This window comes from Sellimonas intestinalis (assembly GCF_001280875.1).
GTDB classification, from domain to species: domain Bacteria; phylum Bacillota; class Clostridia; order Lachnospirales; family Lachnospiraceae; genus Sellimonas; species Sellimonas intestinalis.
Genome location: NZ_LGAJ01000017.1, coordinates 25,845 through 35,505 on the forward strand (window position 1 = coordinate 25,845; position 9,661 = coordinate 35,505).

At 33.9% G+C, this 9,661-nt stretch carries 7 protein-coding genes and 2 pseudogenes; 1 reads left to right on the forward strand and 8 read right to left on the reverse strand.

The window, feature by feature from the left end; translation table 11 throughout:
* Window positions 1-11 precede the first annotated feature (11 nt).
* The 8 genes and pseudogenes from AOA56_RS14020 to AOA56_RS14065 all read right to left on the reverse strand — a co-directional run bounded on the left by AOA56_RS14020 (window position 12) and on the right by AOA56_RS14065 (window position 8,728).
* Complete coding sequence (locus AOA56_RS14020; RefSeq protein ID WP_024734093.1) at window positions 12-1,325, reverse strand: glycosyltransferase; 1,314 nt, start codon at window positions 1,323-1,325, stop codon at window positions 12-14.
* Window positions 1,326-1,374: 49 nt separating this feature from the next.
* A complete protein-coding gene (locus AOA56_RS14025) occupies window positions 1,375-2,028 on the reverse strand; it encodes an HAD family hydrolase (protein WP_024734092.1) in 654 nt (217 codons plus the stop codon).
* A complete protein-coding gene (locus AOA56_RS14030; protein WP_238117767.1) occupies window positions 2,006-4,135 on the reverse strand; it encodes a phosphoketolase family protein in 2,130 nt (709 codons plus the stop codon). The genes AOA56_RS14025 and AOA56_RS14030 overlap by 23 nt, the downstream gene beginning before the upstream one ends.
* 113 nt (window positions 4,136-4,248) lie before the next feature.
* On the reverse strand, window positions 4,249-5,286 hold the full coding sequence (locus AOA56_RS14035; RefSeq protein ID WP_024734089.1) for a hypothetical protein: 1,038 nt from the start codon (window positions 5,284-5,286) through the stop codon (window positions 4,249-4,251).
* Between the two features lie 11 nt (window positions 5,287-5,297).
* Window positions 5,298-6,464 (reverse strand): DegT/DnrJ/EryC1/StrS family aminotransferase, encoded by a 1,167-nt coding sequence (locus tag AOA56_RS14040; RefSeq protein ID WP_024734088.1) that lies wholly within the window; start codon window positions 6,462-6,464, stop codon window positions 5,298-5,300.
* A gap of 340 nt (window positions 6,465-6,804) precedes the next feature.
* Window positions 6,805-7,356, reverse strand: a pseudogene (locus AOA56_RS16440) (accessory gene regulator B family protein).
* A gap of 643 nt (window positions 7,357-7,999) precedes the next feature.
* Window positions 8,000-8,383, reverse strand: a pseudogene (locus tag AOA56_RS14055) (ABC transporter permease subunit); the annotation flags it as partial.
* Window positions 8,384-8,542: 159 nt separating this feature from the next.
* Window positions 8,543-8,728 (reverse strand): sugar ABC transporter permease, encoded by a 186-nt coding sequence (locus AOA56_RS14065; RefSeq protein ID WP_024734083.1) that lies wholly within the window; start codon window positions 8,726-8,728, stop codon window positions 8,543-8,545.
* 463 nt (window positions 8,729-9,191) lie between these two features.
* Here AOA56_RS14065 and AOA56_RS14070 point away from each other — a divergent pair.
* Window positions 9,192-9,661: IS110 family transposase (locus tag AOA56_RS14070; RefSeq protein WP_156316942.1), on the forward strand; the 470-nt coding region annotated here is incomplete at its 3' end.

Here is a 9,661-nt window from a genome sequence, read left to right on the forward strand (position 1 = left end):
ACTCCTTTGCTCTATTCATTAATTAATTCTAAAATATAATGAAGTATCTCTTCCATTTCATCTGCCTTTTTTATTTTTTCACGTATCTGTTTTATGTTCTCTTGGTATACTTGTTTACTTAACGCTTCTTTAATAAGTAAAGTTATATCTTCTGAAGCAATATAAGATTCACCTTTATTAAAAATCCTTTGCCGAAAAGTTTTCTTTAATACCAAACTTCGTAATCCTATCCTATGATAGGCAACTCTGGCAGCATTTCCGCGCTGATCATAACTACAGGGGAATACAATCATTGGCACACCTGCTTCGATACACTCTTTTATTGTTCCATGTCCTCCATGTGTTAATACCAAATCCGCATATTGCAATATTTCACGTTGTGGCGCAAAATCAAAAATCGTAACATTTAACGGAAGATTTTCTAAACATATTTTTTCTTTGCTAATACCTCCAAGACTTATTATCAGGTGCCACTGAGGATTTTTACAAAAACTCTTAATAACGGCGTTGACAAATGAGGCGCCATTTTTATACCTCGATGCCATAGTCCCTAAAGAACAATATATCAACGTCTTTGATACAGGAAAATTCATACTTGTCCACGAATATTTCTTTTCAAGGCATAAGCCTGTATATCGCGCGCTGTTATGAGAATTAAACTCTAAATAATTTGTTCCGAAAATAAATATTGGAACGTTAGGGAATATGCCATCTATACCAAACCTCCACTTCCATTTTTCTTTCTTTGATAATTGCCGTAGTTGTACCCATGGGTAGTGCTTTAATTGTATAAGAAAGCTTTGCTTAAAAATTTTTCTGATAAATCTCCTTCCCCATAAACACAAACATATTAATTTACTCAAAATCTTATCTGACGGAATATATCCGCATGTTGTTGGTGGATTATAACATGTTATTCCAGTTGCACCCATGTTTAAACTATAAAAAAGTATTTTTAGATGTAGTAATTTTGCCGGTAAAAAATATACTAAAAACCGCGAAATCCCCATAAAAATCATATCTGCTCGGTTTTCGATAAAGGCCTTGCTTACTTCAGCATGAATTTCACGATATATATCCTCCAGCTTAGAAAACTCCTCCTTCCGTTTTAAATCCTGCAAAAGTTTTTCATTATAGCTGTGTATAGATATATATGCAAAATTCTTTTCTATTACATTCTCTTTCAATTCTTCAGGTCCTACATAGATAATATTTATGTTCTTTTTTTCTAGTCTTTTTGCTAATTCAAATGTCGGAACAACATGACTTATAAATGGATTTAAACAGATCATAACGGTTTTCATCTTTACTTGTATTCCTTTCATTTCTCCCAGGTAGAACTATAATATATTTCCAAATAGGATATATTAATTTTTAATTATTCAAATTTTCCAAAACTAGCGGCAGTTGCAATAAGCTATTAATAATACTATAGAATTTGAATCCATCTACTTTCACCCCGTCAATAGCTACAGATCGATTTAGGTACACTGCTTGCCAATTTGCACATAGAGCACCTATAACATCTCCTTCCAATGAGTCGCCCACATGTATAATCTCTGTGGAAGAAATTCCTAGTAATGATTGTACCTTTTGGAAAATTTGAGGCCTTGGCTTAGCAACTCCAACATCACAGGAGTATATCTCTGCCTCAAAAAAAGATCCCAAATTATACGTAGAAAGATACGTGAAATTACAATATGGTTTATTTGATATGCAAACCAATCTATAACCCTTAGCCTTCAATTTTGATAATGTAGGTAACACATCTTCATATATGCCATTATATTTTTTTTCTGAATAATAGTTTTCTATTAAACATAAAACTTTCTCTTGATTATCTTCACCAAGGGCGGCACAAAACTCTGACAAAGATATTCGTCTTTCTAAAAAATGACTACGATAAAATGGCTTCATTATCATGTACGATACTTTTAGATTATCTGCTATATACTTGCACAAACCACTATTTTGTATAACTGGTTTAATTAACGTCTTACCCAAATCAAAACTCACCACTTTTATCATTATTTCGGAGCCTTTCTATTTTTATTTTTATCTGTTCATATTTCTTTCTATCTATTTTCCTTTCTTCAACTAAATATTGAAAAGCTTTTAATGCGATATCAAATCTTGAATTTCCGTTAATTATAAGTTTACCAATACTATTCTCTGAATATACACTCTTATTCCTATATCCTAATATGGCGATCTTATGATGGTATCTTCGCCCAAACAACAGTGATTTGATTATTGATGGATAGCCATGAAAGCTAAATACAACTGGGCCATTGCCAAATATATTAAAAAAGGAATCTTCACATATAGCCGTCGGATACACATCTCTCAGTCCTAATGATGTTAATTCTAAAATAAACACTAAACGTATATTTATCCTTAACTCAAACTCTTCCATAAGTCGGACTGCTTTTACACATTCTCTAGCCGGATAATCGCCCGCAGCAACAATATTAATATCTGGGGTGGTATTCACTGATTTAAAAAAATCCCAATAAATAATTCGATTGTGAAATGCTTGCTTCGCTCTATTAATATCAATCCACTGTGGCATTTTCTGTTTTGAAGTAATAATCAGATTAATACTATTTTCTGCTTTCAAGCACTCATGCAATGTTACTAGAAGACTATTGGCATCCGGAGGCGTATAAACTTTAACGAAAGGATATTGACAAGCTAGCAGTGTGTCCACAATCGAGGGATTCTGGTGAGAATATGTATTTTCCCAGCACAAACTAGTTAATATATATGTCGCAGACGCTACTTTATAGCGCCAACTTATCTTATTTGCTTGATAAATCCACTTAGCATATTGCTCAATCATGGATGCAATAATAGGCATAAATGCTTCGTAACTAATCATTAAGCAATTACGTCCTGTCTGAATATATCCTTGCATCCAAGCTTGACAAATATTCTCATTAAGGATCTCCAGTACTCTATTATTATTATCGGCCACCTTCAAACTGCCTAACAAGTTAGACTCAAGTTCATCTGGTGATACTATACGAAAGCTATTTGGATTTCTACGCATTACTTCTAAAAGATACCTTTCTAATATTGTAATATTATGGTATGTATAAGAAGAATTCATATTTGAAATACCGTATTGCATTATATCAGGTAAGTTTAATAGAATCCGATGATGCCTAGCATGCCCCATGCATATTCTTTCTTCCATTTTAGGCAATAAAGCTGAAATCTCTTCAGAAATCTTTCCATCCTGATCGAATAAATCCCCTTTATCATATTGTTCTAGCCATTTTGAAATGTAATCTATTTTTTGAATCGGTAAAACACCTTTCAATGGATCTTTATGACATCTTAAAGTATTCTCTATCTTAATGTTTTGATATTCCGGTGCCGTCCAACCTTTTGGAGATTTGAGAATAATCATCGGCCATCGAGCATATTGACCTGCTGAAATCATACAATACAATTTTTCTGCGAAATCCAATGCTTTAATCATAGACTCATGTCTACCATCCACAATAAATGGTTCATATCCCATACTACCAAAAAAATCACTAAGCTCATTATCCGTCTGTTTTGAGAATAATGACGGTCCTCCCATTTTATATCCATTAAGATGTAAAATAGGTAGGACAAGCCCTGAACGCTGATTCATAAATTCTTTGCAACGCCATGCTGCTGCAACTGTTCCCGTCTCTGCTTCCCCATCTCCGATTATACAAACACATAATCGCTTAGGATTATCAATAGCTGCCCCAAAAGAAATTGCCAATGAATATCCCAATTCTCCTCCTGAATAAAGCGTTCCGGGATAAGCCGGGTTGGTTTCTGTGCGAAAAAAATGCGAATCATTTTTTTCATTACAATTTTTTTCTAATTCAATCTGGCAATTTGCTATTAAAGCATTACCTGCATGTCCCGGACCAACAATTAATTGTACATCACGATGATAAACCTTTATATATCTACAAAGATGTGCATATATGAAATTAATGCCTGGGCAAGTTCCCCAATGGCCTGATACAAATTCTTTAAGATCCCCATATTGGATCCGCTTTAATTTATGTAAACCTTCTTTCAAATACATATTTTCAACAGTTAAATAATTTGCAGCACGCCAATATCTGTCTATTAGTTCAGCCATATATTCCAAACAAGTCACCTCCAAAGTCAATTATCATTAGATTAACTATCGACAAACATAAATAATAATTTCTCCTCTCACCTATGGTTCGACAATCATAAAATAATTGAATTTTATTTTTGTAATTCAAATAGAAATCTCTTTGTGACTTTTTTATCCTCTTCCATTATTGCGTCTAAATTTTTAACAATTTTTTCTAGTATTTTTGTATCCTTATTTATCCAATATTTCACTCCCATATTACGAATTATTTCTACTTTTTTCATCAATTTCAAAAAATCTTCTGTAACGCTTTTCGATATATCAATATTCTTTTGCTCCCTCAAGTATTTTATTCTATCTACCATTAAAACTTTATGATCATATAAAACATGAAGTGGTTGAATATAGAATTTATTACTTCCCGTTGCGACTTCTTTATAATATCTCATAATTTCTTTGTATATATTAATCCCATAGCAAACATCTCTAAGCCCCTTGCTAAAGCTGCTAGCTTTATTTAAGTCGTATGTTCTATAATTACTTCCACTATCCGTACCATTTAAATAGTCTTTTAAGGATGTTATCAATAACTGTTGATTAAATTCATATTCATATTCATCATTTACTTTAAAAATTAATATTCCCCCATCTCCACCAATACCATCTTGCATATCATCTTCCTCAAGCATTACTGACTCATACGCCTTCCTAAATTTTTCATATGTTGTAGAAGAGAACATATATTTTTGAGAATTAGAAAAAGTAAAATCTGCAATTTGCAAAGTCTCACTGGCATCGTCATATCCAAAAACCATTAACTCATGAAGAAATCTGTTTTTACCACGCATCCCTCCTTCATCTACTTTACAGTAAATATAATAATTTAATTCTATACATTTTTTCACAAAACTAATTATATCAATATTAAGTTCAGAAATAAGTTCTCTGCTCAACAATGAAGACTGAAAAAACGGGTTGTTCGAAAACACATCTAAATGCGGAATATAATGAACTGACACCCATTTATCATATCTCTCACAAAACAATTGTGCAAAGTTGCTATATAACCAAGCTGTTGCATTACTATAATTACCTAAAATAGCAAAATTTCCTGCAGTCCATGTCCATGAAGTTATCTCAGGATATTTATATGGTAATATTTTTTTCATTTTATCACCCTCTAATAGTTACATGATTGAATCTTTAAAATAGTTTCTGTAATTTCTTTCAGCCTGCTATCATCGCATAATAACTCATAATGCGGTATCCAAACAACTTCTTTACTAATTTTAGCTGCGTTAGGAAAATTCTTATCAATTAAATTGTTATATTCATATATATTTTGGAATATAGTATCTTTTTTGAAAAATGTAGTATTGAAAACCAATGGATAAGGCACATGACATTCTATGCCTAAATCATTCATTTCTTTTATAAATTCACTTTTATCCATTCCACCAAAATATTTTTTATCGTAATAGAACATATACATATAATGTGTATTTCTTGTACATTTTTCGTCAAACTTCTGTGGAACGATTCCATCAATACCTTCCAAATATTGATTAAGTTTTTTTGCATTCTTTTCTCTTAGATTTGTAAAATTCGCCAATCTTTTTAGTTGGCACAACAAAATTGCCGCGTGAAACTCGCTCATTCTATAGTTGCTTCCTAAAATCAAATGCTCATATATGATATCTCCTGGTGGTCTACCTACACTATGAAGCAAATATGCTCTGTCATATAATTCCTTACTATTAGTGATTAACGCTCCTCCCTCTCCACAGGTCATAACTTTTCTATTTTGGAAACTAAATGTCGCAATATCGCTATAGAATCCGACCTTTTTCCCATTCCATTCTCCTCCTTGGGCGTGGGCAGCATCTTCTATAATCCTAATATTGTTCTCCATAGCAACTTTGCTTATTTTTTCCATATCACACAAATGACCTGCCATGTGTACTGGTATGACTGCTTTTGTTTTATTAGTAATTTTTTCATTAAATGACTCAGGCATTAAACAATACGTATCTGCATCAACATCACAAAATACTGGTATTGCTCCACGTCTTAAAACAGCTGTAGCTGTAGCTACAAATGTAAATGCTGGTACTATTACTTCATCACCCGGCATTACCCCTAATACTTCTAGCGCGATTTCAAGAGCATGTGTCCCGTTTGAAACTCCTAATGCATAATTTACATTATGATAATTTGCAAAACACCTTTCAAACTCTTTTACTTTATTCCCAGTTCCTCTCCACCATGTATGGCTCTCCAAAACCGCTTTTATCTCTTGCATTTCATTTTCATCTGAAAATGGCCATCCCCTGTTCATTTTCTTCATCCTCATTTCTCCTCCTATAACGGATATATAGTTAATTTATTTTAGTAAATAGCCCCTGAAAAGATGTTATTTAACAATCTTGTCATGCGGTAGTATTAATTCTCGGATCATCTATTCGCGCTATGTTTCCTACCTTTGAAGAAATGATGTCAGCTAAATCTATACACAAATATTTATTTTGCTTAAGTATCCATATATTATACTTTTTTCAGATAATCTAGCTACATTAACATAAAGTTAACCTAAACCTATTATTTTTTATCAATTTTCTTTTGCCACACTCAATCTTACTATATTTGTCCTATTTTGTAATATAATATGCGCGAAACAACATTTTTTCTCATTTATTGACTATTATTCCAATACCTTGGAATAATGCTGCAAGGAAATTAGCTACCACTATACTTTTTACATAGCAATCAAAATTTAACTTCCATAGAAACACTACTCCTATACTAGCTATCAGCTGTACAACCAACACTCTTTTTTTATTAGTATTTTTCTCATCTACATCTAATCTTCTATTTTCAGAATCTACAGGACTATTTTTTAGCAAGAATACTACTGAGCTCAAAAATACTATTCCCATCGCAATTCCAACTTCTAGTATTTTAATTAACTTCACACCACCAAAAATCAATATGAGAGAAAAAACTGTGCATTGAAGTTCTGTTTTGGCGTAATATCATCCGCTAAATTTTCGTACAACCGCAAACGTAAAGACAAAACAAAATGTAATAGTCCACTCTTGTAAAAACCATCCCCAAAAAACAGCATATACAACAGGAACTATTAATATTTTCAAACTGTCAATTGCATTTTCATATAGTTCCCTTTCCGTTGTATCTATACTTCCATTAGTAATCAGCCAATTCACTATTTGTTTTTTCATCTCTACTTTTCTAAACTTTTTTAATTCTGTCGGTGTTTTAGGTTGAAATATATGCACATGATGAACTGTTCGCTTCTACTTTAAATGCTATGTTTAATATGCTTTTTACTTTTTCTTAAACGTTTTTATTTGCGTTTTTAAGTTTCATTATTTTCACTCCTCACATATTAAATTTGTACATTATCTGAGACTATTTTTTGATACAATTAATGACTTTCTAACACTATAAAAAAATGTATTTGCAAAAATAACAGAAAATCTGTTGTCTTTCAATTTTATATATTAAATCAATTAAACTATGAACTAATTTTGCGCATAATTTACATCTATCTACATCCCTTTATTATATAGACGCACGAGACACTAAAATCTTTCTTTTTTTTCAATTTTTTTATTATTTTTTTGCTTTTTTACAAACGGAGTCCCGACCATGCAGGAAATGATCGTCTGTCCTACTGAAATCAGAAAACACATTCCCAGACTTCGCCAGATATTCCAGACTCTCCATGAGTATCTCATAATAACCCATGAGGGAAAGCCCTACACTTCTTCCCCTCCACACGGAACATGCCCGCATATAGATGACCGGGTACAGGAAGAATAGGAAATAATCCCAAGCAGAAGAATCCGTTTTTGTCTTCTCTTAGTCATACCCTTTCAACTTCCTTACCATCAGATACAGCATCAGAGGCTGATTTCCCACTGCCAGGAGAAGTGCCACTACAATACTAACCGCAGCGGAAGAGATCTTCTGGTAATTGAGACTCTGGAAATTGTTGTTCATAAAGTGCTGCAACAGATAAATCCTACCAGCCGGATATTTTCCACCAAGAAGAAACACCTTCCTGTAACATTTGAACGTATTCATCACGGAAAATACGATCGTAAAGATGAATGTCGGTATCAGCATCGGCCATGTGATGTGCCGGAAAGACTGGATCTTTCCGGCACAAAATAATGTCGCATATTCACAGCATTCCTTTGAGATCATCTGAAAACTTGCAAAATAAATGAGGACATAATACCCGGTAAACCGCCAGCACTATAGGCTGCAGAGCACCCACAACATAGCCGGTGAATTCATCCAGTTCCTTCCTTCTCCTCCGAAAAAATTCACCACACTTATTCCAGATTTTTTCTTCTCCCAACAGAAACTGCATCCCAGCACGACCGAGGAGCGGGAGGATCATCGGACAAAGGAAGGAAAGCTGGGAAAACGGACTCCTTTTGCCACATTTTGGATCACTGCCACAAGAATCATCGCACCAAGCGATGGCATCGGCACGGTCACAATCATATGCCGAAGTGTGTTCTTTACTGCCAGAAGGAACATTTCATCAGTGAAAAGGTCACAGAAATTGTCGAGCCCCACAAACTCCTGTTGTCGATCCCAAAGGAAACCGAATACCGGACCGTGATCAGAAACGGTACAAAATAAAATACAAGGAAACTCTCTTTGTCATAACCTTCCCCCCCTAGTATAATAATAATGTAGTCAATAAGACTACTTGGTTAATAAGTTTCGATATATCAGATAACAGAAGAAGGAGTTCTTTCCTTCATCAGATGTTATCCCAAATAATTATCAAGTCTGACGGTTCCTGATAGACACCAGATAAAACATAAGGTATTATCCCTTAGGATAGGACAAAGAATGTTCACCCCCCTTGGGACGCCACTATCGTGGCCGATACCTGCAAAAAAGTCAATTCGGCCATTCGGCAGGGTTTTATGTTTTAGCTGGTTTGGAGCCAGAAGGCAATACCCGAATCATACGCTAGGTTGTGTACCTGCCAGATTGGAAATGGATTCCTATCAGAAAGGAGCTGTTGCTCATGTCAAACAAAATTATTTTTAATCTTGATGAATTATTCATCTCTCTTGGTATTGATGTCGGTGCTGATTTCTCATGGATGTCTATCGCTCTTCCGAACCAACAACTTGTAGGAAAACCTTTTAAAATCCTACACAATAGCATGAATTCCCTCTTAACCACTGTTTCTAAAATAAAAGAAGCAGAAGAGTTGTATTCTTTGGAAAGTCGTATTTTCCTCGAATCCACGGGAATTTATCATTACCCACTCTTCTGCTATCTTCGTGATAAGGGTTTTAACTGCTCAGTTATTAATCCTATCATCACAAAGAATAGCACAAATATCAATATACGAAAAGTACATAATGACCGTTTTGATTCTAAAAAAGTCGCTTTAGTTGGTTTGAAGCCTGATTTAAAGGTTTCTCTCATGCCTTCTGACCTTGCTCTGAACTGTCGCAATCTCTGTCGTAAATACTACTATTTAATGGA